This is a genomic window from Amycolatopsis sp. NPDC059235 (genome assembly GCF_042754125.1).
Classification (GTDB): Bacteria; Actinomycetota; Actinomycetes; order Mycobacteriales; family Pseudonocardiaceae; genus Amycolatopsis; species Amycolatopsis albidoflava.
In genome coordinates, this window is sequence record NZ_JBHZAG010000016.1 from 96,776 (window position 1) to 119,989 (window position 23,214).

The window sequence follows — 23,214 nt, forward strand, 5'->3', positions numbered from 1 at the left end:
CGCCTGCAGCGAGGCGAGGAGGCAAGCATGCGGACACTGCTGCGTGGCGGTCGCGTCATCGACCCGGCTACGGGCTTCGACGGCACAGCTGACGTGCTGGTATCCGACGGCGAGGTGATCGCGGTCGGACCGGGACTGCCGAGTGCGGACGACCAGGTCGAGATCGACGTCGCCGGGTACGTCGTCGGGCCGGGGTTCATCGATCTGCACAGCCACGTGCACACGATCGCGGGACAGCGGCTGCAGGCCATGGACGGCGTCACCACGGCGCTCGACCTGGAGGCCGGGCTGATGCCGGTCGAGCGGGCCTACGCCGAGGCCGCCGCGGCGGGGCGTCCGCTGCACTACGGTTTCTCGGCCTCGTGGGGGTCCGCGCGGGCCAAGGTGCTCGCCGGCATCGAGCCGGACGCGAACATCAACACCGGGCTTTCCGTGCTCGGCAATCCGGCCTGGCAGCGGTCCTCGTCGAAGACCGAACTGGCCGCGTGGCTGTCGCTGGTGGAGGGCGAGCTGGCGGCGGGCGCGCTCGGCGTCGGCGTGCTGCTCGGGTACGCGCCGGCCAGCGATCCGGCCGAGTTCCTGGCGCTGGCGAAGCTCGCCAAGCAGGCTGAAGCGCCGACGTACACGCACGTCCGCGAGCTGGTCGAGGTCGATCCGGGCACGCCGGCCGACGGGTCCGAGGAGATCGCGATCGTCGCGGCCGAGACCGGCGCGGCGATGCACCACTGCCACGTCAACAGCACTTCCGGACGGCACATCGACCGCGTGCTCGCCGCGCTGGAATCGGGCCGTTCCGCTGGGTCGCGGGTGACGGTCGAGGCTTATCCGTACGGCGCGGGCAGCACCGCGGTCGGCGCGGCTTTCATCTCGCCGGAGCGGCTGAAGATGAAGGGCCTCAACCCGACGCGCGTGATCCTGCTGGAGACCGGCGAGCGGATCGCGGACGAGGGACGGCTGTTGCAGGTCCGCGCCGAGACGCCGGGTGCGCCGTGCATCCTGGAGTTCCTCGACGAGGACGACCCGGCGGACCGCACGCTGCTGCACCAGGCGCTCGCCTTCCCGGACTCGATCGTCGCGAGCGACGCGATGCCGGTGTACTGGCAAAACGGCGCCAACGAATCCACCGAGTGGCCGCTGCCGCCGGGTGGTGCGACGCATCCGCGTACGGCGGGGACGTTCTCGAAGTCGCTTCGGCTGATGGTGCGCGAGGCCGGTGTTTGGACTTGGTTGGAGGCGTTCCGGCGCTGTTCTTACCTCCCGGCGCGGGTGCTCGACGAGGTCGCGCCTGGTGCGCGGACCAAGGGGCGGTTGAACGTCGGCGCGGACGCGGACATTGTCGTCCTCGATCCGGCCACGATCACCGACACCGCAACGTATTTCGACGCTACCCGGCCCGCGGTCGGCGTCCGGCACCTGTTTGTCGCGGGCACTCCGGTGGTGCGCGACGGGCAGCTGCTCACCGACGCGTTCCCGGGCCAGCCGCTGCGAGGTGAACCGCGATGACCGAGTTCTCTGTGGACGCTTTGCTCGCCGACATCGAAACGTTGGTGCGCTGCGAATCCCCATCGTCCGACCTGGACGCGGTTGCACACAGCGCTGACGTGCTGACTGGCGTCGGCAAGGCGTTGCTTGGTGTTGAACCAGAGCGGATTGTCCTGGATGGACGGACGCATCTGCGCTGGCGATTCGGTGACGGCCCGGCGCGCGTGCTGTTGCTCGGCCACCACGACACGGTCTGGCCGATGGGTTCGCTGGAGACGCATCCGTTTTCCGTGCAGGACGGGGTTTTGCGCGGGCCTGGCTGCTTCGACATGAAGACTGGCGTCGTGATGGCGTTGCACGTCGCGGCTTCGCTGGCAGACCGGAGTGGACTGTCTATTTTGGTCACTGGGGACGAGGAACTGGGCTCGCCCTCGTCGCGCGGGCTGATCGAGGAAGAGGCGCAGGGCTGCGCGGCGGCGTTTGTGCTGGAGGCGTCAGCGGACGGCGGCGCGATCAAGACCCGGCGCAAAGGCGTTTCCCACTACCGGATCGAGGTGACCGGACGCGCCTCGCACGCCGGGCTCGAACCGGAGAAGGGGATCAACGCCGGGATCGAGATCGCACACCAGGTGCTCGCGGTCGCCGCGCTCGCCAGTCCGGAGCGTGGGACCAGCGTGGTGCCGACAGTGCTTTCGGCTGGTACGACCGTGAATACCGTGCCCGCAGCGGCGGCGGTCGAGGTCGATGTACGCGTGTGGGACGAGGAAGAACAGCTTCGCGTCGACCGTGAAGTCCGTGCGTTGCAACCGGTCCTTGATGAAGCGCAGGTGCGGGTCACCGGCGGGATCAACCGTCCGCCGCTGGACGCTGTCTCGTCGGCCGCGTTGTACGGGCTGGCCAAGGAACTGGCCGCGGAACTGGGATTGCCGGAATTGACCGAGGCGGCCGTCGGCGGTGCTTCAGACGGCAATTACACCGCGGGCCTCGGTGTCCCGACGCTCGACGGTCTTGGCGCGGTCGGCGGCGGCGCGCACGCGGATCACGAACATGTCCTGGTCGAGGAATTGCCGCGGCGAACGGCGTTGCTGGCCGCTCTGGTGGAGAACGTGCTGACGAAGGGGAGTCCGTCGATTCCGACGAATCCGGTGGACGATTCTGGTCGAGCCCGACGGTGACGTCGGTGGGGAAGCCGGGAAAGGATCATCCCGTGACGAATCTTGCGATGAACACGGAAAGACCCGTCGCGGCGGAAGTGTGCGACGAGGCGGTCGCGGCCGCTGAAGCGGCGGCCGCCGCCTCGGGGGTCGAAGTCCGGGAAATCACCGAGATCGCGGAAATGACCGCGGTCGGAGTGCTGTTCGAGACGATCTGGCGGTCCGCGCCGGGAACCCGCCCGGTGACCACGGAACTGCTGCGCGCGCTGTCGTCGGCGGGGAATTACGTGGCAGGCGCGTTCGCCGACGGAGAACTGCTCGGCGCGTGCGTCGGCTTTTTCGGAAACCCCGGAAAAGGCAGTCTGCACAGTCACATCGCCGGAGTCGCGAAGGCCGGTGCCGGTCGCGGAATCGGGTACGCGCTGAAATTGCATCAGCGCGGCTGGGCGCTTGGACAGGACGTCTCGACGATCAAATGGACGTTCGACCCGCTGGTGCGCCGCAACGGCTATTTCAACCTCGGCAAACTCGGCGCATTGCCGGTGCGTTATCTGCGGGATTTCTACGGCCCGATGGCGGACGGCATCAACGGTTCGGGCGACACTGACCGGCTGATGGTGTCCTGGGACCTGGCCAGCCCGACAGTGCGGACCGCCGCGTTCGGCGAACCGATCCGCACCGACGCGAAGGCGTTGCTCGACCAGGGCGCGAAGGTGGCCCTTGAAGTCGCCGAAGACGGTGGTCCGGCCGCCGGTTCCGCGGACGCCCCGGTGGTGCTCGTCGCGGTCCCGTCCGACATCGAAGGCTTGCGCACCACCGATCTCGGCAAGGCGGACGCGTGGCGGGCCGCGCTGCGCGAATCGCTCGGCGGGCTGATGGCCGCCGGGGGCCGGGTGACCGGCTTCGACCGAGCCGGCTTTTACGTGATCTCCAAGGAGGAGCAGTGAAACTCAGCGGTGTGGAACTGCGCCGGGTGCAGATGCCGCTCGTCGCCCCGTTCCGGACTTCGTTCGGCACCCAGTCGGTCCGCGAGCTCTTGCTGCTGCGCGCGGTCACGCCGGCCGGCGAGGGCTGGGGCGAATGCGTGACGATGGCCGGTCCGCTGTACTCCTCGGAGTACAACGACGGCGCGGAACACGTGCTGCGGCACTACTTGATCCCGGCGCTGCTGGCCGCGGAAGACATCACCGCGGCGAAGGTGACGCCGCTGCTGGCCAAGTTCAAGGGCCACCGGATGGCCAAGGGCGCGCTGGAGATGGCGGTGCTCGACGCCGAACTCCGCGCGCACGAGCGGTCGTTCGCCGCTGAACTCGGGTCGGTGCGCGATTCCGTGCCGTGCGGCGTTTCGGTCGGGATCATGGACACCATCCCGCAGCTGCTCGACGTCGTGGGCGGATACCTCGACGAGGGCTACGTCCGGATCAAGCTGAAGATCGAACCCGGCTGGGACGTCGAGCCGGTGCGCGCGGTCCGCGAGCGCTTCGGCGACGACGTGCTGCTGCAGGTCGACGCGAACACCGCCTACACCCTCGGCGACGCGCCGCAGCTGGCCCGGCTCGACCCGTTCGGCCTGCTGCTGATCGAGCAGCCGCTGGAAGAGGAGGACGTGCTCGGCCACGCCGAACTCGCCCGCCGGATCCAGACGCCGATCTGCCTCGACGAGTCGATCGTGTCGGCGCGCGCGGCGGCGGACGCCATCAAGCTGGGCGCGGTCCAGATCGTGAACATCAAACCGGGCCGCGTCGGCGGGTACCTGGAAGCGCGGCGGGTGCACGACGTGTGCGCGGCGCACGGGATCCCGGTGTGGTGCGGCGGGATGATCGAGACCGGCCTCGGCCGGGCGGCGAACGTCGCGCTGGCCTCGCTGCCGAACTTCACCCTGCCCGGCGACACCTCGGCGTCCGACCGGTTCTATAAAACCGATATCACCGAGCCGTTCGTGCTCTCCGGCGGCCACCTCCCGGTGCCGACCGGACCGGGCCTCGGCGTGGCGCCGATTCCGGAGTTGCTGGACGAGGTGACCACGGCAAAGGTGTGGATCGGTTCGTAGCCCGCTACGAATTCCGGAGGTAGATTTGGTCGGATCGGACCAGCCGGTCCGCACGAGGCCGGATCTACCTTCGGGGGGTGCTGACACCGGTGCCGAGCAAACCGCACACGAGTCTGGGACGCGTCCTCGAAGCTCTCGGGGACGTGCTCCTCGAGCCGGTCGCCGTCGGCCGCGACACGCGGCGGCAGCTCGGCGGGGTGGTGATTCACGACCCGCACGACGACGCGGAATTCCCGGCACAGGCGGTGGTCCTCGGCGTCGGTGTGCGCGAATCCGACGAGATCGTGCAGCTCCTGCACGCCGTCGCCGCACGCGGTGCGACCGCGCTGGTGGTGCGAGCGCCGGTCGCCGCCTCGACGGAACTCGTGCGGGCGGCCAATTCCTCCGGGGTCGCGCTGCTCGGCCTCGCCAGCGGCGCGTCGTGGGCGCAGCTGGCCGCCATGCTCCGCACGCTGCTCGCGGAGGGCGACGTCGGCGATGTCTCCCCGCAGACGCTTGGCGGGATGCCGTCCGGCGATCTCTTCGCGCTCGCCAACGCCATCGCCGCGCTGCTTGACGCGCCGGTCACCATCGAGGACCGCAACTCGCGCGTGCTCGCCTTCTCCGGCCGCCAGGACGAAGCCGACCCTTCGCGGGTCGAGACGATTCTCGGCCGCCAGGTGCCCGAGCGGTTCACTCGCGAGCTGGAGAAGGACGGCGTTTTCGAGCGGCTCTATCGCGATCAGGGCCCGGTTTACGTCTATCCGGGAGACGGCTACGACAAGAAGATCGTCATGATCCGCGCCGCCCTCGCGGTCCGGGCCGGTGACGAGGTACTCGGGTCGATTTGGGCAGCTGTCGACAAAGAGCTAAGCGAAGAACGTACCGCGGCTTTGATCGACGCATCGAAAATCGTTGCGCTGCATATGCTTCGGCTGCGCGCGGGTGCCGACGTCGAACGCCGCTTGCGCGCGGACTTGGTCAGCACCGCGCTCGAAGGCGGCTCTGGCGCGCAGGAAGCGATCGCGCGCCTCGGGTTGCTGGGACAGCCGACGATCGTGCTGGCCATGGGACTGATCGAGGCGCCCGACGACGACCTCCGGCTGGTCGCCGAACGCCAGCGGGTCGCCGACGCGTTCGCCATGCACCTCAGCGCGGTCCAGCCTCGATCGGCGGTCGCGCTGGTCGGCGACGTCGCGTACGGCATCGTCCCGATGCCCGGGAACCACGGCGATTGCCGGGAACGCTCGGTGCGCGTCGCGTCGACCTTCCTGGAACGCACCGGCCGCCGGGTCGCCGCCGCGATCGGCATCGGCCCGCTGGCCCTCGATGGATCCGGCCTGCGCGCGTCCCGCGACGGGGCCGACCGCGCGTTGCGGGTGCTGCTCACCAACGGCGGTTCGAAGCGGGTGATCGCCGCCGAGGACGCGCACATCGAGGCGCTGATGCTGGAGCTGGCCGACCTGTCCGCGGCCCGCGGCGACGTCGCGACCGGGCCGATCGCGCGGCTGCTGGAGTACGACACCAAACATCAATCGCAGCTCGTGCACACGCTGCGGTGCTGGCTCGATTCGTTCGGGGACATCAGCGCGGCTTCAGCGGCGGCGTACGTGCACCCGAGCACGTTCCGGTACCGCTTGCGCCGGCTGGCCGAGGTCGGTGGGATCGATCTGGACGATCCGGGGGATCGGTTCGCGGCGATGGTGCAGCTGCACTTGCTGCCGCGGGTGGAAAAACCCGAAGAGTCCTGAGTCTTGCACTCCTGACGGGAAACGGGCCGCAACCTTCCTGCGATCGCACCAACCCCGGCCCCCGCCGAGCCCAAGACAATGGGGAATCGGCAGGCCGGGCCAGCGCTGTTCCCGTACCGCACCAAGAACTCCCTGCCTGCTGCCGGAGAAGTCCACAGTAGACAGGAGGGTCATGGCCACCGCATCCGAAACGATCGCCCGCCGCGCCGAGGAGGTCGGCGTCGAGGTCCGGCTGCACGCCGCCGAGGTCGACGGTACCGCCAGTTTCGGCATCGGCGAGGACGTCCCGGTCGTTCCCGCGTCGGTGTTCAAAGTCCCGATCGCGCTGGAACTCGCCCGCCAAGCCGCCGAAGGAAAGCTCGATCTCGGCACCCGCGTCGCCGTCAAGCCAGGGCATCCGACGCCGAGCCCGTACGGCCTCGCCACCTTTCGCCACGAAGTCCTGATGTCCTGGCACGATTTGGCGATTCTGATGATCGGAATCAGTGACAACGTTGCCACTGACCTGATTCTCGCCGAGGTCGGCAAAGACGCGGTGAATAGCACGTTGCGACGCCTCGGATTCACGCACACCGTCGTGCCGCAGGACTGCGGCGAACTGCTCGCCACCATCGGCGAGGATCTCGGAGTCTCTTACGAGGACGACGAACGCGCGCTCGCCGAACTGACCTACGAACAGGTTTCCGGGTTGCGCGCGCTGCAACCGGAAAAATCCTGTCGCACCACCGCCGCCGAAATGACCCGGTTGCTGGGACTGATCTGGCGTGACGAAGCGGCCGCCCCGGAGGCGTGCGCGGACGTCCGGCGCTGGATGGAACTGCAGGTCTGGCCGCACCGCCTGCGTTCCGGGTTCCCGGACGACGGCATCCGCACCAGCGGCAAAACCGGGACGTTGCCCGCTGTGCGCAACGAGGTCGGCGTGGTCGAATACCCGGACGGCGGCCGCTACTCCGTCGCCGTCTTCACCCGCGCCGAGGATTCCCGGTCCCGGGTGCCCGAGCGCGACGCGTTCATCGGTTTCGCCGCCGCGACGGCGGTGGAGTCCCTGCGCACGGCTTGATTCGTCGGAGCGGAGGAACTTTCCCCTCGCTCTCCTCGGTCCGGACGAACAAGTGACGTCCGCCACGGACCTAGCATTTCCGAAACGCCGGTCCACCCTCACCCGGACAGAAGGTGCACATGTCGAAAATTTCCGAAATCGAGACCTGGCTCCAGGAGAATTTCGCCGCTCTGCTGGCCAAGCATCAGGTTCCCGGAGCCGCGATCGCGGTGCTCGCCGACGGCGAGGTGATCGACCACGCGGCGGGCATCCTCAACAAGGGCACCGGCGTGGAGTCCACTGTGGACTCGGTGTTCCAGATCGGGTCGATCACCAAGGTGTGGACGACCACGCTGGCGATGCAGCTCGTCGACGAGGGCAAGCTGGATCTCGACCGGCCGGTGCGCGACTACCTGCCGGAGTTCGTGCTCGGCGACGACGAGGCCGCGGCGGTGATCACCGTCCGCCAGCTGACCTGTCACACCGCCGGCTTCGAGGGCGACATCTTCACCGACACCGGACCCGGCGACGACTGCGTGGAGAAGCTCGTCGCGACGCTGTCCGACGTGCCGCAGCTCTTCCCGCCGGGCGAGCGGTTCTCCTACAACAACGCCGGTTACTGCGTGCTTGGCCGCGTCATCGAGGTGCTGCGCGGCAAGTGCTGGGACGACTGCGTGCGCGACCACCTCTTCGCGCCGCTCGGCCTGACCCACGCGGCTTCCGGCCCGTACGACGCGATCCGCTACCGCGCCGCCATCGGCCACGTCTCCCCGAAACCGGGCGAGGACCCGGTGCCCGCGCCGATCTGGGCGCTCACCCGCTCGAACTCGCCCGCCGGTTCGACGCTCGCGATGCGCCCGCGCGATCTGCTGACGTTCGTCCGGATGCACCTCAACGAGGGCAAGGCCGACGACGGCACCCAGGTGGTCCTGCCGGAATCGCTGCTCGCGATGCGCGAATCGCAGGTGGACGTGCCCTACCTCGGCATGTCCGACCAGTGGGGTCTCGGCTGGATGCTTTTCGACTGGGACGGCGGCAAGGTGATCGGCCACGACGGCGGCACCATCGGCCAGGCGTCCTTCCTGCGCGTGGTCCCGGAGAAGGGCGTGGCGGTCGCGCTGCTGACCAACGGCGGCCAGCCGATGAACGCGTACGAGGAGATCTTCGCGAAGCTGCTGGACGAACTCGCGGACGTCACCGTTCCGGCGCGGCCCGAGCCGAATCCCGCCGCCGCTCCGGCCGACTTTTCCCGGTACGTGGGCGAGTACACGTCGATGGTCGCCGACACCGTCGTCACCGAAGAAGACGGCAAGCTCTGGATGAGCCGCGTCCCGAAGGGAATCTTCGCCGAGATCGGCGCGCCCTCGGGGAAGGAAGAACTGCTGCCGTGCCAGGGCGACACGTTCGTCGCCAAAACCGAGCAGCTTCCGGGTGTCTACATGGCACACGCGTTCGTCGGCGACGACGGCAACGGCCGCGCGCAGTTCCTCCACACTGGACGCGCGGACCGACGGGTCTCCCAGTGAGCGAGATCCGCGAACAGATCGAGGCCGTCTTCGCCGACGCTGGCGCGGAAGGATTCCTGCACGCTCGGGAGATCGGCGTCGCAGGCCCGGAAGTGTCGGCGGGCGGGGACGATCCAGTCGTCCTCGCGTCGGTGTTCAAGATCCCGGTGGCGCTCGCCTATGCCCGCGAGGTCGCCGCCGGACGCCTTGACGACACCGAACGGACCAAGGTGACCGCGCGGTACCGGATCGGCGGCATCGGCACCGCGGGCTGCGCCGACGACGTCGAGATGAGCTGGCGCGACCTCGCGCACTTCATGCTCACGATGAGCGACAACGCCGCCACCGACGTCCTTTACCGCCGGCTCGGCCAGGAAACGGTGGACCGCGTGCTGGCCGATCTCGGGCTCGCGAGGACCCGGCTGATCGGCTGCTGCGAGGACCTGTTCGCGTCCGTCGTCGCGGATCTCGGCGGCACTCCGGATTCGGATCTCGAAGCTCTGTTCAGCGAAGCGACGCCGGAGCAGATGGACAAGCTGTCGGTCCGGGATCCGGAACGCACCACGTCGTCCACGCCGCGCGAGATCACGACGCTGCTCGACGCGATCTGGACCGACCGGGCAGGCGAACCCGAAGCGTGCGAACGGGTTCGCACGATCATGGCACAGCAGATCTGGCCGCACCGGCTGTCGTCGGGCTTTCCGTCCGGCGTGGCGATCGCGGCGAAAACCGGGACGCTGCCCGGAATCCGCAATGAAGCAGGCGTGGTGACCCTGGGGGACGGCCGCCGGTTCGCGGTCGCGGTGTTCACTCGCGCGCATTCTCTCGAAGACCGCCTTCCCGCGGTCGACGCGTCCATCGGCGCCGCCGCCCGGCTGGCGATCGACCACCTCCAGAGCGCGACCCCGTAGGAGAAATCCCATGAAAACTGCCCGGCTCACCGCCGCGATGGCGGGCGTGGTGGCCTTGACCGTGAGCGCGTGCGGGGGATCAGCGCAATCCGGGACGGACCGGACCGCGAACCAGAAACTGGTCGACGGCAAGACTTTCACCTATGCCATCCCGACCGACCCGGGAACGCTCGACCCGGCGATCACCGTGCTGTCGGTCGCCCGCAATATCGACGGGTTCCTCTACGACTCCCTGATCAACCTCGACTCCAAGGGCCAGCCGGAGGCGGCGCTCGCGGAGAAGTGGGAAGCGGATACGACCACCGCTTCGTTCACCCTGCGCAAGGGGGTCACCTGCGCCGACGGGAGCCCGCTGACCGCGGCCGACGTGGCGGCGAACATCAACTTCATCGGCGACCCGGCGAACAAGTCCCCGCTGGCGGGCGTCACGGTGAAGAGCGGCACCAAAGCGGTCGCCGGCGAGGGCACGGTCAAGATCACCAGCGGCGCGCCGGACGCGTTCCTGCTCCGCAACATCGCCGGTCTGCCGATCGTCTGCGCCAAGGGAATGGCCGACCGGAAGACGCTCGCCAAGGGAGAGAACGGCACCGGCATGTTCGCCGTGTCCGAGATCGTCCCGAACGACCACTACACGCTGACCCGGCGCAAGGACTACACCTGGGGTCCTGGCCAGTTCGACCCGAAGCAGCAGGGCCTGCCGGACAAGATCGTCGTCCGGGTCGTTCCGAACATGACGACGATGTCGAACCTGCTGCTGTCCGGCGAGGTCAACGCCGGCTCGGTGATCGGGCAGGACCAGCAGCGGCTCAAGGCGCAGCGGCTGTACCACTCCGACATCGTTTCCCCGTTCGGCGAGCTGTTCTTCAACCAGGCTCCCGGCCGGTTCGGCGCCGACCAGGCGATGCGCCGCGCGCTGATCCAGGCACTCGACCTCCCTCAGGTCGCGAAGGTGCTGACCCGGGACGGCAGTGCGCCGGTCAAGGGCATGGTCACCATCGAGCCGCGGCCCTGCGACGGCGATTCGGTCACCGGGAAGATCCCCGGCTTCGACGTCGCCGCGGCCAAGGCGGCGCTCGATCAGGCGGGCTGGAAACCAGGGCCGGACGGCATTCGCGTCAAGGACGGGAAGCGGCTGTCGCTGACCGCGATCTACGGCACGCAGGCCGGACCGACGATGGCTCCCGGCGCGGAGCTGATGCAGCAGGGCTGGAAGAGCATCGGCGTCGACGTCCAGCTCAAGGGCGTCGACAGCCCCGGCCTCAGCCAGGCGCTGTTCGCCACCGGCGAGTGGGACATCTCGATGGCTCCGCTCGGCCTCACCCTCCCCAGCCAGCTGGTGCCGTTCATGTCCGGCGGGCAGCCGCCGGAGGGAACGAACTTCGCGCACATCAAGAACCCGCAGTACGACACGCTGGTCGCCAAGGCGTCCACCCAGGCCGGGCAAGCGGGCTGCGCGGACTGGATGGCCGCGGAATCGGCGCTGTTCGAGAAGCAGGACGTCGTGCAGTTCGCGAACACGGTGGTCCCGACCTACGGCAGCAACGCGAAGTTCGAGATCGTCAACGGCTACCTCAAGCCGACCACCATCCGGATGTACGCCTGATGACCGGCGCGATCGCCGTCGCGGGCCCGAAGGTCAGCCCCTGGCTGACCTTCGGCGCCCGCCGCCTCGGGCGGTTCGTGGTGTCGCTGTGGGTGCTGGTGACCATGGCGTTCCTGATGATCCAGCTGATCCCGGGCGACCCGGTGCGCTCGGCGCTCGGCCTGACCGCGCCGATCGAGCTGATCAACGCCCGGCGCGCCGCGCTCGGCCTGGACCATCCGCTGTGGCAGCAGTACCTCGACTACTTCGGCGGGCTGTTCCGCGGCGATTTCGGCACGTCGATGCTGACCGGGCAGCCGGTCGGCGACGTCATCTCCGACCGGCTCCCGGCAACGCTGCAGCTGGCGTTGCCGGCGTTCGTGGTGGTCATCGCGCTGGCGATCCCGCTCGGCCTGACCTTCGCCGTGCTGACTCGCGGCGGACGGCACCGCGGCGCCGAACTCGGGTTCACCTCGACCACCGTGCTGTTCGCCGCGATCCCGGAGTTCCTGGTCGCAGTGGCGCTGGTGGCGTTCTTCGCGGTGCAGCTCGGCTGGTTTCCGGTGGCCGGCCACGAGGGCGCGGGTTCGCTCGTGCTGCCGATCATCGCGCTGGCACTCGGCCCGGCTTCGACGCTGTCCCGGATCGTCCGGGTGGAGACGCTTTCCGTGCTGGGCAACGATTTCGTCCGCACCGCACGGGCGAAACGGCTGCCCGCGCGGATCGTCTACCTGCGCCACGCGCTGCCGAACGCGCTGACCGCGACCCTGACGCTCGGCGGGCTGATGCTCACCAGCCTGGTCGCGGGCACCGTGCTGGTGGAGAACGTGTTCGCCTGGCCGGGCCTCGGTTCGACGATCTCGCAATCCATTCTGCAGAAGGACTATCCGCTGGTGCAGGGGATCGTCCTCGTGTACGGCATCGGCGTGCTGCTGGTGAACCTCATCGTGGACCTGCTGCTGGCGGTCCTCGATCCGCGTTCGACGATCCGGGAGAACTGAGATGGCGAAACGGCGCGGACAACAGTGGCTGGCCGCCGTGCGCACCCCGCTCGGCGCGTTCTCCGCCGGTCTGCTCGTGCTGGTGGTCGCGGTGGCGGTGCTGGGCCCGATCCTGTGGCAGGACGCGGCTTCGGCGATCGACACCAACGCGATCGGCCAGGGCCCGTCGGGCGACCACCTGGTCGGCACCGACGAACTGGGCCGCGACATTTTCTACCGCGTGCTGGTGGCGACCCGGCTTTCGGTGGTGCTGGCGCTGATCGCCGCGGCGCTCGGCGTCGCGAGCGGCCTGGTGCTCGGCATGCTGCCCGCGGTGCTGCCGCGTCCGCTGGGCAGATTGCTGACGGCGGCGGTGAACATCGCGGTCGCGTTCCCGGGGCTGCTGCTGGTGTTGTTCTTCGCGGTGATTTTCGGTGTGGGCACCCAGGGCGCGGTGATGGCGATCGGGTTCGCGCTGGCTCCGCAGTTCGCCCGGCTGACCCAGACGTTGTCGGCTTCGGTGGCCGGACGGGACTTCGTGTCCGCCGCCCGAGTGGCCGGAGTGGGCCGGATCCGGTTGCTGTTCCGGCACATCCTGCCGAACATCGGCGAGCCGCTGGCGGTCAACGCCACCATCGGCGCCGGTGGTTCGCTGCTGGCGTTCTCCGGGCTGTCGTTCCTCGGGATCGGCGTGCAGGCCCCGGATTACGACTGGGGACGGTTGCTCAACGAAGGCCTCAACGGCATTTACGTCAACCCGGCGGCGGCTCTCGCGCCCGGTGTCGCGGTGGTTCTCGCGGGGCTCGCGTTCAACCTCTTCGGCGAGACCGTCGCCGGAGTGATCGGCGTGCGGACTCGGTTGCCACGGCTCACTCCTCGCGTGCTGCGAAAGTCCAAAGTGGACATGCCTGCCGCGGACGACGCTGTGCTGGTCGTCGAGAACCTCGAAGTCGCTTTCCCCCGCCCGACCGGTTGGACGGTTCCGGTGCGCGGCGTGAGCTTCACCGTACGAGCGGGCGAGGCAATTGGAGTCGTCGGCGAATCCGGTTCGGGCAAGAGCTTGACCGGCCTCGCGGTGTCCCGGCTGATCGAAGCGCCCGGTTCGGTGACCGCGGACCGGCTGGACTTCGCCGGAACTCCCGTGCTCACCACGCCGGAACGCGAATTGCGGACGCTGCTCGGGACGTCGCTGGCGATGGTGTTCCAGGACCCGATGACGTCGTTCAACCCGACCCGGCGGATCGGCCGCCAGCTCGCCGAGGTTTCCGAACAGCACCAAGGGCTTTCGCGGGCGAAGGCGTTCGAGCGGGCCGTCGACCGCCTGCGCGCGGTACGCATTCCGGCGGCGGAACGGCGGGCGAAGCAGTATCCGCACGAGTTCTCCGGCGGGATGCGGCAGCGCGCGATGATCGGCATGGGCTTGATGGGCGACCCGCGGCTGATCATCGCGGACGAACCGACAACGGCGCTGGACGTGACCGTGCAACGGCAATTGCTCCGTTTGCTGGCCCAGACCCGCGCCGAACGGGACACCGCGATCATTCTGATCAGCCACGACATCGCGGTCGTTTCCCAGACGTGCGAACGGATTCTGGTGATGTACGCCGGACGGATCGTGGAGGACCTGCCCGCCGCCGGTCCGGACATCACGCCGCGGCACCCGTACACGCGGGCGCTGCTGGCCACGACGATCGACCTGGAGACCGACCCGGACGCGCCGCTCGCGGTGATCCCCGGCCGTCCGCCGGAACCGGACCAGATGCCGACCGGCTGCGCGTTCGCGAGCCGCTGCCCGTTCGCGACCGACCAGTGTCGCGAGGAGGACCCGGAACTGACCGTGCTCGCACCGGAACACCGGGTGGCGTGCTGGCATCCGGATGCGGCACTGTCGGAAGAGGCGGGACTCGTTGTGGCGGGAGGCGCGGAATGACCGCCTCGCTACACGCCCGCCGGCCAAAGTCCGTGAGGGGAACCCCGAGGGAATCAGAGTCCCTCAGGGTTCCCCTCACGGACCGCCGAGCGGGACAACGGCCGGACGAGGGAGGAACGGAATGAGCGAGTTGGTTTTCGACTCGGTCAGCGTCCGATACGGCGGACGGCGCGGGCTCACCGCGGTGGACGGCGTATCGCTGACCGTCCCGGCGGGCAAGGTCGTCGGCCTCGTCGGCGAATCGGGCTCCGGCAAATCGACGCTCGCCCGGGCGGCCGTCGGATTGTCGCCGGTGAGCGCGGGGCGGGTGCTGCTCGGCGGCGTGGACGTGCGGAAGCTCCCGCGCCGACGTCCGCTGCAGATGGTGTTCCAGGATCCGTACTCCTCGCTCAACCCGCGGATGACCATCGGCGAGTCGATCGCCGAAGCCATGCCGCGCGGGACGAACCGCCGCGAGGAGGTCGCCCGGCTGCTGGAGCTGGTGAACCTCGATCCGGAACGGGCCGGGCACCTGCCAGGCCAGCTGTCCGGCGGCCAACGGCAGCGCGTCGCACTCGCCAGGGCGCTCGCGGGTCAGCCGGAAGCGTTGATCGCCGACGAAATCACCTCCGCGCTCGACGTTTCGGTGCAGGGCGCGGTGCTCAATCTCGTGCGTGAAGTGCAGCGGCAACTCGATTTGTCGATGCTGTTCATCTCGCACAACCTCGCGGTGATCCGGTATCTCAGCGATTTCGTCGCAGTCATGTACCTCGGCCGGATCGTCGAAGCCGGACCGGCCGCGCAGGTGCTCACCGATCCGCAGCATCCTTACACCCGCGACCTGCTCGACGCGGCCCCGTCGGCGCACAAGCCGCTGTTCGACCTCGAACCCGGCGCGACCGCGGACGCGGAACCGGCCGATCCGCACCATCCGCCCGCCGGGTGCCGGTACCACCCGCGCTGCCCGGTCGGCCCGCTCGTGCGGAGCGACCGCGAGATATGCCTGCGGGCCGATCCGGCCGAGGACTCCGCGCCCCGGCGGCACGCGTCGGCCTGCCACTTCAGCGAAAGCGAATCCGAGGGCCACGAGCCCGCGATCTCTCAAGGAGCCAGCGTATGACCCGCCGTCTCGGCATCGATGACCTGTACGACCTCGCCGCGCCCAGCCAGCCCGCGCTGTCGCCGGACGGCAGCCGGATCGTCTACGTGCTGCGGACCGCGGACCGGGAGGAGGACCGGAACGTCGACGCGCTCTGGACGGTCGGCACTTCTTCCGGCGAGGCCCGCCAGCTCACCCGCGGAAACGCTGACGCGGCACCGAAATGGGCCCCGGACGGCTCCCGGCTCGCGTTCCTGCGCGCCCAGGACGGTCCGCCGCAGGTCTGGGTTCTCCCGGCAGACGGCGGCGAGGCCGAACAGCTCACCAAGCTCCCGCTCGGCGCGGGCGCGCCGGTGTGGAGCCCGGACGGCAGCAAGATCGCCTTCTCCGCGGCGATCGACCTCGCCGCGATTGTCGAGGCGCCGCCGGCGAACACGCCGATCGTCGCTGAGCGGCTGGACTACAAGTCCGACGGCCCCGGTCTGCTGAAGACCCTCCGCAGCCACATCCACGTCCTCGATGTCGCCACCGGCGAAGTCCAACAGCGCACCTTCGGCGACTGGCACGCGGGCCAGCCAGCCTGGTCGCCGGACGGCAAGCACGTCGCGTTCACCGCGTCCCTTGACGACGACGCCGACCTCACCTTCCGGTCCTCCGCCTACGTCCTCGACGTCACCGAGCGGAACGCCGAACCGCGGTTGGTCGGCACCGACCAGGGCATGGCGGGCACGGTCGGCTGGACCGCCGACGGCAAGGCGCTGCTGGTGGTCGGCCGCACCGACACCATCACTGGGAACCTCGGTCTGCTGCGCGTTCCGCTGGACGGCGGCGAGACGGTCAATCTCGCCGGCAGCCTCGACCGCAACGTGATGTCCGGTGGCCCGGGCTACCCGGGCGCGCTGCCGCAGCTGAACAAGGCAGGCGACGTCGTGCTGTTCGCGATCCGCGACCGCGGCTGCACTCATCTGTACGAAGTGGACCTTGCCGGTGGAGACCCGCGTCCGGTGCTGGTGGGCGACGGCAACGTGGTGTCCGGAGTGGACTTGGTCGGTGACCGAGCCGCGATTGTGTTGGCTACCGCCGAATCCTTCGGTGAAGTCGCCGTTCTCGACCGTGCCACGGGTTCGGTCAACGTGCGCACGAAGCACGGCGACGCAGTGTCCGAAGTGGAATTGTTCGGCCGCGAGTCGCGCGAATTCACCATCAGCGACGGCACTGTCGTCCAGGGCTGGCTCATCCGCGACACCGAACGCACCGGCCCGCAGCCGCTGCTGATCGACATCCACGGCGGCCCGCACAACTCCTGGAACGGTGCGGCGGACTCGATTCACCTGTACCACCAAACCCTTGCTTCGCGCGGCTGGGCTGTGCTGTTGATCAACCCGCGCGCCAGCGACGGGTACGGCGAAGAGTTCTTCACCGCGGCGATCGGCGCGTGGGGCAGCGCGGACGCGCCGGACTTCCTCGAGCCGATCGACCAGCTCGTCGCCGAAGGTCTCGCCGACCCGGATCGCCTCGCCGTCACCGGCTACAGCTACGGCGGCTACATGACCTGCTACCTCACCAGCCGCGACGACCGCTTCGCCGCTGCCGTGGCCGGTGGTGTGGTCAGCGATTTGACCAGCCTGGCCGGGACCTCCGACGGCGGCCACTACATGGCGGTCAACGAATTCTCCGGGCTTTCCTCGGGCAAGTACGAGAAGTCCTCCCCGCACGCGCAGGTCGAGCAGGTCCGCACGCCGACGCTGATCCTCCACGGCGGCGAAGACGTCCGATGCCCGGTCGGTCAGGCGGAGCAGTGGTTCACCGCGCTGCGCGAGCGCGATGTGCCGTCCCGGCTGGTGCTGTACCCGGGCGGCGCGCATCTGTTCGTTTTGGACGGTCCGCCGTCGCACCGCGCCGACTACAACCAGCGCGTGGTCGACTGGGTCGAGCAGTACGCCGGTTCGCGGGTGCCGATCGACGCCGCGCACTGGAGCCGTCGCCTGGCGGAGCTGGCGCGCAAGCACGACGTTCCCGGTGCGTCGCTGGGAATCCTGCGCGTCGACACCGGCGAGGAGGTGTTCGCGACCCACGGCGTGCTGAACAAGGCGACCGGCGTCGAGGTTACCGAGGACTCGCTGTTCCAGATCGGCTCGATCTCCAAGGTATGGACGTCGACCGTGGTGATGCAGCTCGTCGACGAGGGCCTGCTCGACCTCGACGCGCCGGTCCTCGACGTGCTGCCGGAACTGCGGCTGTCCGATCCCGAGGTGACCAAGAGCGTCACCATGCGGCACCTGCTGACCCACACCAGCGGCATCGACGGCGACATCTTCACCGACACCGGCCGCGGCGACGATTGCGTCGAGAAGTACGTCGACCTGCTGGAGGACGCCGCGCAAAACCACCCGCTCGGCGTGACTTTCTCCTACTGCAACTCAGGTTTCATCCTCATGGGCCGGGTGATCGAGAAGCTCACCGGGAAGACCTGGGACGCCGCGATGCGGGACAAGCTGTACACCCCGCTCGGCCTCACCCACACCGTCACGCTGCCGGAGGAGGCGCTGCTGTTCCGTGCCGCCGTCGGCCACGTCGCGCCGGACGGCGAGGACCCGGCTCCGGCCCCGGCCTGGCAGTTGCCGCGCTCGGCCGGACCGGCGGGCCTGATCACCGCGCGCACCGCGGACGTCCTCGCCTTCGCCCGCCTGCACCTGGCCGGCGGCCTGACAGCGGACGGCACGCGGATCCTGTCGGCGGAATCGGCTGCTGCGATGGCGGAAAAGCAGGCCGACGTCCCGGACAAGCACACCCTCGGCGATTCTTGGGGCCTCGGCTGGATCCGCGACGACTGGAACGGCCGGCGCGTCATCGGCCACGACGGCAACACGATCGGCCAGTCGGCGTTCCTGCGCCTGCTGCCGGACGCGGGCCTCGCGGTCACACTGCTGACGAACGGCGGCCACGCGCGGGATCTGTACACCGAGCTGTACCGGGAGATCTTCGCCGAACTCGCCGACGTCGCCATGCCGCGTCCGCTCGAACCCCCGGCCACGCCGGTGACCGTGGACGGGAGCCGGCACCTGGGCGTGTACGAACGGGCCGGCGCGCACGTCGAGGTGGTGGAGCGCGAGGGCGGTTTGCGCGTCGTGTACACCACCACCGGGCCGCTGGCGGAGCTGATGCCGGACAAGGTCCAGGAGTTCGACCTGGTGGCGGTCTCGGACACGCTGTTCGTGCTCCGGATGCCGGGCGGGCAGTTCTGGACGCCGGTGCTGTTCTACACACTGCCGACCGGCGAGCAATACATGCACTTCGGCGCGCGGGCGACGCCCAAGGTGGCCTGACACTCAATACCAGGACCTTAAGGCTGTGCTGCGGACACGCTCTCGGCGTGTTTCCCCAGCTCAGCTGGTTCGATCCGGTTGAACGCAGGTCGTCGTAGGCCCCGGACCCGGGAGCGGACGCCGGGTTGTGGTCCGTGAAGGGCTCCTTGAGGGAATCAGATTCCCTCAAGGAGCCCTTCACGGACTTCGGGACCCAGCCACATGGCCGCAAGCCGGGCATTCCGGTGCGTCACTCCGAGTAAGCTCGGCTCGTGCCGGAAATCCGCCCGAGACCCGCGGTGGTCGCGCAGATCGTGGAGAAGCGGGGCCATCTCGCGCACGGGGACGGCATCGCGCCGCACCGGCATGTCCAGGGCCAGCTGCTGTATCCGTCGGCGGGCGTCCTCGCCACCACGACCGAGCGCGGCACGTGGGTCGCTCCGGCCAACCGAGTCGCGTGGACGCCGCCGGGTTTCGAGCACTATTCCCGTGCGTACGGCCAGACCGAAGTCCGGGTGCTGGAGTTCTCCGGGGAACTGTCGGTGTCGCTGCCAGACCAGCCGACCGTGTTCGAGGTGTCGCCGCTGTTGCGGGAGGCGTTGCTGGTCCTCACCAGCGGCCGGACCCTTCGCCCGGAGGCCCGGGAGCGGTTGCGCGGCGTGGTCGTGGACGAGCTGGTCGTCGGCCCCGACGAAGCGATGTACCTCCCCGCCGCGTCCGACGACCGCCTGCGTGCGGTCACCGACCTCCTCCACACCAACCCCGCGGTGTCGCTGACCCTGGCCGAGTTCGGCCGCACTGTCGGGGCAGGGGAGCGGACCTTGAGCCGCCTGTTCCAAACCGAGCTGGGGATGAGCTTCCACCAATGGCGCAGCCTGTTGCGCGTGCAGCACGCGCTCATCCGGCTGGCCGAGGGCGACGCCGTCATCGACACCGCCGCCCGGCTCGGTTGGGCCAATCCGACCAGCTTCATCGAAGCGTTCACCGCCGTGGTCGGCCAGACACCCGGTCGCTATCAGCAGGAGCTGCGCCGCGGCGACGGGTGAGGTTGGCGGGTTTCCGGCAGACCTAGTCGGGCTGCTGGTACCGCTGTCGGCCGGGTTCCGGCGAACCTGGAGGCATGACCGCAACACCGTCCGAAGTGGACGAGAAGACTACCGTAGTGATCGTGGGCGCCGGAGTCGCCGGGCTCACCCTGGGAATTTTCCTGCTGCACAGCGGAATCGACTGTGTGATCGTGGAGAAGCACAGCCGGGAATACGTCGAACAACGCCAGCGAGCCGGAGTCATCGACACCCGGGCCGCCCGGATGTTCCGTGCGCACGGCCTGGAAGACCGGGTCGTCGGCGGCGTCCCGACCCAGCCGGTGCTGAACTTCCGCATCGACGGCGAAACGCGCCCGCTCGCCCTGGCCGCGGACGACCAAGGCGACGGACGGTTCTGCCCCCAGCAAGTCCTGGTCCGGAACCTGATCGAAGTTTTTCTCGCCGACGGAGGAGATCTCCGCTTCTCCACGGAGGTTTCCATCGAGAATCTCGACCGGCCGCTGGTGCGTTGCGCGGACAACCGAACGATCACCTGCGAGTTCATCGCCGGATGCGACGGAGACCGCGGCGTCAGCCGAGCCGCGATCCCCGATCTCACGCGCTACACCCACGAATACGGCTACGCGTGGCTGACGGTATTGGCGGAAGTGCCCGCCAATCACCAATCCATGATGGCACTCCACCGGCGTGGCTTCGCCGGACAGTTCGCCCGAGGACCGCAAGCGAGCCGGTTTTATCTGCAATGCCCGCTGGACAGCTCTCTGGAGGAATGGACCGACGACCGTATCTGGACCGAGATCGAAGCCCGTTTCGAGGAACCCGTGAGCCGCGGCGCGATCGCCAGCACCCAGTTGGTGCCGCTGCGAAGTGCGGTGCACAGCACGATGAATCACGGTCGCCTGTACCTCCTCGGCGACGCCGCGCACATCGTTCCGCCGATGAGCGCGAAAGGCATGAACCTGGCGTTGCACGATGCCGAGTTGTTGGCGGACGCCGTTGTCCGCTACCGGAAAGAAAAGGATTCAAGCCTGCTCGACAGTTATTCGGCTACCGCGCTGCGGCACGTCTGGAAATACCAGGCTTTCGCGAGCTGGTGGACCGAATTGGTGCACAATGCCGGTGACTCCTCCTGTCAAGGTGAGTTCCGACGGCAAGCCGCGCGGGCGGAGTTGGAAGGTTTGTTCGAGCCCGGCCCGGCAAACCGCTTGCTGAGTGAGTTCATCGCCGGGCTCGCCTGATCAATCCTTGCGCCGCGCCAGGAAACGCACCAGCAGCAACACCAGGCACGCCCCCGCTATGCCGCCGCCGATGTACCGGTAAGTGTCCTCCAGGCCGGCGAACTGGCCGATCGAATTGGCGGCGGCACCGGCGAGAAAAACCAGCCACAGCAAGGCAGTAACAACAGGGCCGCCGGCGGTGCGGCTTCGGGAAGTCTCCATGCCGAGAACACTATGGACCGACGAGGGCGGCAACCACGCCGTAGACCCCCAACTTCGTGGTAGCGCCTGCGCTACCTCTTCCCGTTCAAATAAGCCAGCACCGCCAGCACCCGCCGGTGTCCGCTGTCCTCCGGCAGGCCGAGCTTCGCGAAGATGTTGCGGATGTGCTTGAGCACCGTCCCGTCGCTGACCACCAGCAGTTCCGCGATCGTGGCGTTGTTGTACCCCTCCGCCATCAGCCCGAGCACCTCGCGTTCGCGCGCGGTGAGGGCGTCGATCGGGTCGCGGCGGTGGGCCAGCAGCTGGGTCACCACCTCGGGGTCCATCGCCGTGCCACCCTCCACGACGCGGTGCAGCGAGTCGAGGAACTTGGCGACCTTGCCGACGCGTTCCTTGAGCAGGTAGCCGACCGCGCCCTTGCCGTCCGCGAGCAGTTCGGCCGCGTAGCCGGTCTCCACATGCGCGGACAGCACCAGCACCGGCAGCCCGGGGTGCAGCTGCCGCGCTTCCACGGCCGCGCGCAGGCCCTCGTCGGTGTGCGTCGGGGGCAGCCGGACGTCGGTGATCACCGCGTCCGGGCGGTCTTCGCGGACGAACGCGAGGAACTCGCCGGTGTTGTCGAAAGCCGCGGCGACCTCGATGCCCGAGGTGTCCAGCAACAGCACCAAACCTTCTCGCAGCAGGGCGTCGTCCTCGACGATCACGACCCGCATGGCAACTCCACTTCCAGAACTGTCGGTCCACCGGGCGGGCTCGTGAGCGTGACCGTCCCGTCGAAGGCCTCGGCGCGTTTCCGGATCCCGGCGAGTCCGCTGCCTTGGGATTCGTCCGCGCCGCCGCGGCCGTCGTCGCGGATTTCGATCCGCAGGGTGTCGATGGTGCCGTCGAGCGTAATCGACGCCTGTTCAGCGCCGGAATGCTTGGTCACGTTCGCCAGCGTTTCAGCGACGATGAAGTACACCGCCGCCTCGACCGCGGCCGGTCGGCGCGCGCTGCTGCGAACGTCCACAGTGCACGGAACCGCGCACCGGTCGGCGAGAGCGGTGATCGCACCGTCGAGGCCGCGGTCGGTCAGCAACGGCGGGTGGATGCTCCGCACGACGGTGCGCAATTCGGCGAGGGCTTCGGTCGCCGCGTCCTGCGCCTTGCCGAGCAATTCCCTGGCCTTGGCCGGATTCCCTTCGAAAAGCTGATCAGCGACGCCTAGCTGGAGCACGACCGCGGACAGCCGCGCCTGCGTCCCGTCGTGCAGATCACGTTCGAGACGGCGGAGTTCCGCACCGTGCGCCTCGAGCGCGGCGGCGCGGGTCGCGGTCAGTTCGACGACCCGGTCGGTCAGCGAGGCGCCGGGCCGCGGACCGAGAAGCGCCCGCGTCGCGAGTGCTTGCCAGCGCGCCAGCGGCGAAGCCCAGAAGGTGAGCGCGATCATGACGATCCCGCTGAAAACGCAGAGCGCGGCCGACGGCCAGGAGTTCACCATGAATTCCAGCGAGCTCTGGATCCCGCCGGGCACCAGCCACCAGAACACGCCGGTGAGGATCTGGCGCAGCCCGCCCAGCGGCAGGCTGAACGCGAGCACCCCGACGATGAAGCCGACCACGGCATGCACCGCCAGCCACGCGAGATCCCGCAGGCTCGCCGGATCGCGGATCGGCGAAACGTTGGCATACGGCTCGGCGATCGGCTCGCCGAGCCGGCGGCCGGCCCGGCGGCGTTCGAAGCGCAGCGGGTAGCGGATCAGTTTCAGCGCGACCGGGAGCGCCGGGATTCCGACGCCGATCAAGCACGTCGCGAGCACGATGGCCATCGCGAAAAAGAGCAGCATGGCGAGGAACGAGGTCGCGGCCCCCACCAGCAGATAGCGGAGTCCGGACCACCACGAGCGCAGCCGGTTTTTCACCTCCGCATTGTCCCATTAGGACCTCCCCACCGGGCGTGGTGGTGCCTGCGCTACCCCCAAGACTCCCGCGCTCGGGATCGTTT

Annotated in this window: 17 protein-coding genes and 1 pseudogene; 15 read left to right on the top strand and 3 right to left on the bottom strand. The window is 69.0% G+C overall.

All coding sequences use genetic code 11. From position 1 onward, the window contains the following. The first annotated feature begins 27 nt into the window (after window positions 1-27). The 15 genes and pseudogenes from ACFXI3_RS14190 (at window position 28) to ACFXI3_RS14260 (ending at window position 21,030) form a co-directional block, all read left to right on the top strand. The gene (locus tag ACFXI3_RS14190) at window positions 28-1,503 is read left to right on the top strand and encodes an amidohydrolase family protein (RefSeq protein ID WP_344280070.1); all 1,476 of its coding nucleotides are present in this window, start codon (window positions 28-30) and stop codon (window positions 1,501-1,503) included. Then, complete coding sequence (locus ACFXI3_RS14195; RefSeq protein ID WP_378399810.1) at window positions 1,500-2,657, top strand: M20 family metallopeptidase; 1,158 nt, start codon at window positions 1,500-1,502, stop codon at window positions 2,655-2,657. The genes ACFXI3_RS14190 and ACFXI3_RS14195 overlap by 4 nt, the downstream gene beginning before the upstream one ends. 47 nt (window positions 2,658-2,704) lie before the next feature. Continuing rightward, window positions 2,705-3,583, top strand: a complete 879-nt coding sequence (locus tag ACFXI3_RS14200) for a GNAT family N-acetyltransferase (RefSeq protein ID WP_378399831.1) — start codon at window positions 2,705-2,707, stop codon at window positions 3,581-3,583. After that, a complete protein-coding gene (gene menC, locus ACFXI3_RS14205; RefSeq protein WP_378399811.1) occupies window positions 3,580-4,686 on the top strand; it encodes an o-succinylbenzoate synthase in 1,107 nt (368 codons plus the stop codon). Before ACFXI3_RS14200 ends, menC begins: the two co-directional genes overlap by 4 nt. Window positions 4,687-4,763: 77 nt before the next feature. After that, window positions 4,764-6,416: a PucR family transcriptional regulator gene (locus ACFXI3_RS14210; RefSeq protein ID WP_378399812.1), complete on the top strand. Its 1,653-nt coding sequence runs from the start codon at window positions 4,764-4,766 to the stop codon at window positions 6,414-6,416. A gap of 172 nt (window positions 6,417-6,588) precedes the next feature. Further along, entirely contained in the window at window positions 6,589-7,476 is an 888-nt protein-coding gene (locus ACFXI3_RS14215) for a serine hydrolase (RefSeq protein WP_378399813.1), read from the top strand. Window positions 7,477-7,595: 119 nt separating this feature from the next. Then, window positions 7,596-8,981, top strand: coding sequence for a serine hydrolase (locus ACFXI3_RS14220; RefSeq protein ID WP_378399814.1), 1,386 nt, complete (start codon window positions 7,596-7,598; stop codon window positions 8,979-8,981). Continuing rightward, window positions 8,978-9,871, top strand: a complete 894-nt coding sequence (locus ACFXI3_RS14225) for a serine hydrolase (RefSeq protein ID WP_378399815.1) — start codon at window positions 8,978-8,980, stop codon at window positions 9,869-9,871. The genes ACFXI3_RS14220 and ACFXI3_RS14225 overlap by 4 nt, the downstream gene beginning before the upstream one ends. 10 nt (window positions 9,872-9,881) lie before the next feature. Beyond that, complete coding sequence (locus tag ACFXI3_RS14230; RefSeq protein ID WP_378399816.1) at window positions 9,882-11,474, top strand: ABC transporter substrate-binding protein; 1,593 nt, start codon at window positions 9,882-9,884, stop codon at window positions 11,472-11,474. After that, entirely contained in the window at window positions 11,474-12,454 is a 981-nt protein-coding gene (locus tag ACFXI3_RS14235) for an ABC transporter permease (RefSeq protein WP_344280046.1), read from the top strand. The genes ACFXI3_RS14230 and ACFXI3_RS14235 overlap by 1 nt, the downstream gene beginning before the upstream one ends. A gap of 1 nt (window position 12,455) precedes the next feature. Further along, a pseudogene (locus ACFXI3_RS14240) lies at window positions 12,456-14,360 on the top strand (dipeptide/oligopeptide/nickel ABC transporter permease/ATP-binding protein); the annotation flags it as partial. 124 nt (window positions 14,361-14,484) lie between these two features. After that, complete coding sequence (locus tag ACFXI3_RS14245; protein WP_378399817.1) at window positions 14,485-15,462, top strand: ABC transporter ATP-binding protein; 978 nt, start codon at window positions 14,485-14,487, stop codon at window positions 15,460-15,462. Then, entirely contained in the window at window positions 15,459-18,767 is a 3,309-nt protein-coding gene (locus ACFXI3_RS14250) for a serine hydrolase (protein WP_378399818.1), read from the top strand. The genes ACFXI3_RS14245 and ACFXI3_RS14250 overlap by 4 nt, the downstream gene beginning before the upstream one ends. A gap of 251 nt (window positions 18,768-19,018) precedes the next feature. After that, window positions 19,019-19,792, top strand: coding sequence for an AraC family transcriptional regulator (locus tag ACFXI3_RS14255; RefSeq protein WP_378399819.1), 774 nt, complete (start codon window positions 19,019-19,021; stop codon window positions 19,790-19,792). A 74-nt stretch (window positions 19,793-19,866) separates the two neighbouring features. Then, window positions 19,867-21,030, top strand: coding sequence for a 4-hydroxybenzoate 3-monooxygenase (locus ACFXI3_RS14260; RefSeq protein WP_378399820.1), 1,164 nt, complete (start codon window positions 19,867-19,869; stop codon window positions 21,028-21,030). On the opposite strand, the gene ACFXI3_RS14265 is transcribed toward ACFXI3_RS14260, so the two are convergent. The 3 genes from ACFXI3_RS14265 to ACFXI3_RS14275 form a co-directional block, all read right to left on the bottom strand. Continuing rightward, window positions 21,031-21,231, bottom strand: a complete 201-nt coding sequence (locus ACFXI3_RS14265) for a hypothetical protein (RefSeq protein WP_378399821.1) — start codon at window positions 21,229-21,231, stop codon at window positions 21,031-21,033. A gap of 71 nt (window positions 21,232-21,302) precedes the next feature. Further along, a complete protein-coding gene (locus tag ACFXI3_RS14270; protein WP_344280028.1) occupies window positions 21,303-21,944 on the bottom strand; it encodes a response regulator transcription factor in 642 nt (213 codons plus the stop codon). Continuing rightward, window positions 21,932-23,131: a sensor histidine kinase gene (locus ACFXI3_RS14275; protein ID WP_344280026.1), complete on the bottom strand. Its 1,200-nt coding sequence runs from the start codon at window positions 23,129-23,131 to the stop codon at window positions 21,932-21,934. The genes ACFXI3_RS14270 and ACFXI3_RS14275 overlap by 13 nt, the downstream gene beginning before the upstream one ends. Window positions 23,132-23,214: the final 83 nt, after the last annotated feature.